General features: G+C 54.8%; 1 tRNA gene and 2 rRNA genes (1 of these 3 only partly in view). All 3 read right to left on the bottom strand.

The features are described 5' to 3' along the window. Window positions 1-77 (bottom strand) — tRNA-Met (locus KP703_RS10115). A gap of 27 nt (window positions 78-104) precedes the next feature. Further along, a 5S ribosomal RNA gene (gene rrf / locus KP703_RS10110) occupies window positions 105-220 on the bottom strand. A gap of 120 nt (window positions 221-340) precedes the next feature. Then, window positions 341-3001 (bottom strand): 23S ribosomal RNA (locus tag KP703_RS10105) (it continues 81 nt past the right edge of the window).

Genomic DNA, 3001 nt, shown 5'->3' with positions numbered 1-3001 from the left:
TGGTTGCGGGGGCAGGATTTGAACCTGCGGCCTTCAGGTTATGAGCCTGACGAGCTACCGGGCTGCTCCACCCCGCGGTGGTGTTGATTAGGGTAGACTGGAAGACCTGGCGGCGACCGACTTTCCCACGACTTAAGCCGCAGTATCATAGGCGCTGGGGGGTTTCACGGCCGAGTTCGGGATGGGATCGGGTGGATCACTCCCCGCCATGGCCACCAGGTCATCCAGTCCACCCTGAGTGGGGTGGTGTGGATGCGGTTGGTAAAGAGAGAATTTTTTTGTGTGTGACGCGTGCATGGATGATTTCTGTGCACGGGCTGTCCTTTTAAGGGGACAGTATGAGAGTGAGCCTATAGAGCGATTAGGACCAGTTAGCTACACGCATTACTGCGCTTCCACACCTGGCCTATCAACGTGATGGTCTATCACGGCTCTCAGGGAGATCTAGTTTTGAGGTGGGTTTCCCGCTTAGATGCTTTCAGCGGTTATCCCGTCCATACTTAGCTACCCGGCGGTGCCGCTGGCGCGACAACCGGTGCACCAGAGGTATGTTCATCCCGGTCCTCTCGTACTAGGGACAAATCCTCTCAAATCTCCAACATCCACGGCAGATAGGGACCGAACTGTCTCACGACGTTCTAAACCCAGCTCACGTACCACTTTAATCGGCGAACAGCCGAACCCTTGGGACCTGCTCCAGCCCCAGGATGTGATGAGCCGACATCGAGGTGCCAAACCTCCCCGTCGATGTGGACTCTTGGGGGAGATCAGCCTGTTATCCCTAGAGTACCTTTTATCCGTTGAGCGATGGCCCTTCCACGCGGGACCACCGGATCACTATGGCCGACTTTCGTCTCTGCTCGAGCTGTCACTCTCGCAGTCAGGCGGGCTTATGCCATTGCACTCAGCAGCCGGTTTCCGACCGGCCTGAGCCCACCATCGCGCGCCTCCGTTACACTTTGGGAGGCGACCGCCCCAGTCAAACTGCCCACCATACAGGGTCCCGGATCAGGCTAACTGACCGCGGTTAGACATCAGAAAAATTCAGGGTGGTATTTCAAGGATGGCTCCACAGGAACTGGCGCCCCTGCTTCAAAGCCTCCCACCTATCCTACACAGAATGTCTCTGATGCCACTGTAAAGCTGCAGTAAAGGTTCATAGGGTCTTTCCGTCTGACCGCGGATACCCCGCATCTTCACGGGGAATTCAATTTCGCTGAGCCGATGCTGGAGACAGCGGGGAAGTCGTTACGCCATTCGTGCAGGTCGGAACTTACCCGACAAGGAATTTCGCTACCTTAGGACCGTTATAGTTACGGCCGCCGTTTACCGGGGCTTCAATTCAGTGCTCTCACACCTCCTCTTAACCTTCCGGCACCGGGCAGGCGTCAGGCCCTATACGTCGTCTTTCGACTTCGCAGAGCCCTGTGTTTTTACTAAACAGTCGCTACCCCCTGGTCTGTGCCACCCGCCAATGGTTGCCCACTAACGGGTCTCGCTTATCCCGAAGTTACACGAGTAATTTGCCTAGTTCCTTCAGCATCGTTCTCTCAAGCGCCTTGGTATTCTCTACCAGTCCACCTGTGTCGGTTTCGGGTACGGTCTATATGCCAGAGCTATTTCCTGGAATGCGCCAAAAGCCAGTCCAATCCGATAAGGACTGACAACATATTGCATTCGTCACTTCTGGCAGGTTCAGGAATATTCACCTGATTCCCATCGACTACGGCTTTCGCCCTCACCTTAGGGGCCGACTAACCCTGCGTGGATTAACCTTGCGCAGGAACCCTTGGACTTTCGGCGACAGTGTTTCTCGCACTGTTTGTCGCTACTCATGTCAGCATTCGCACTTCCGATATCTCCAGAAGGGGTCACCCCGCTTCCTTCACAGACCTACGGAACGCTCCGCTACCGCGCATATCATAGATATGCACCCACAGCTTCGGCACGTGGCTTGAGCCCCGTTACATTTTCGGCGCAGGGTTTCTATTAGACCAGTGAGCTATTACGCTTTCTTTAAAGGATGGCTGCTTCTAAGCCAACCTCCTGGTTGTTTTGGAATCCCCACATCCTTTCCCACTTAGCCACGATTTAGGGGCCTTAGCTGGTGGTCTGGGCTGTTTCCCTCTCGACAATGGACCTTAGCACCCACTGTCTGTCTGCCAGGCTAATACTTCCGGGTATTCGGAGTTTGGTTAGGTTTGGTAAGGCTTTGGGCCCCCCTAGCCCATCCAGTGCTCTACCCCCCGGGGTAAATTCCTGACGGTCTACCTCAATAGATTTCGCGGAGAACCAGCTATTTCCGAGTTTGATTGGCCTTTCACCCCTAGCCACAGCTCATCCCCGACTTTTTCAACAGGCGTGGGTTCGGCCCTCCAGTGCGTGTTACCGCACCTTCAGCCTGGCCATGGCTAGATCACTCGGTTTCGGGTCTTCTGCCAGCAACTAGACGCCCTATTCAGACTCGCTTTCGCTACGCCTACACCTACCGGCTTAAGCTTGCTGCAAACAGAAACTCGCTGACCCATTATACAAAAGGTACGCCGTCACCCCATAAGAGGCTCCGACTGCTTGTAGGCATTCGGTTTCAGGTCTATTTCACTCCCCTCGTCGGGGTGCTTTTCACCTTTCCCTCACGGTACTTGTTCACTATCGGTCACCAGGGAGTATTTAGGCTTGGAGGGTGGTCCCCCCATGTTCAGACAGGGTTTCACGTGCCCCGCCCTACTCAAGGATCTTCAGAAGCGCTACGCATACGGGACTATCACCCACTATGGCCACCCTTTCCAGAGTGTTCTGCTTCTCTTCCAAAGACCACTGGCCTGTTCCGCGTTCGCTCGCCACTACTAGCAGAATCTCAATTGATGTCTTTTCCTCCAGGTACTGAGATGTTTCAGTTCCCCGGGTTCGCCTCATAGTCCTATGTATTCAGACTACGATACCCTTGCGGGTGGGTTGCCCCATTCGGATATCTACGGATCAAAGCCTGCTCGCGGCTCCC

The sequence above is a fragment of the Acetobacter sp. P5B1 genome, from assembly GCF_018811985.1.
Lineage (GTDB): Bacteria > Pseudomonadota > Alphaproteobacteria > Acetobacterales > Acetobacteraceae > Acetobacter > Acetobacter cerevisiae.
The sequence above is the reverse complement of the archived record's forward strand: the minus strand, read 5'-3'. Positions and strand labels throughout refer to the sequence as shown.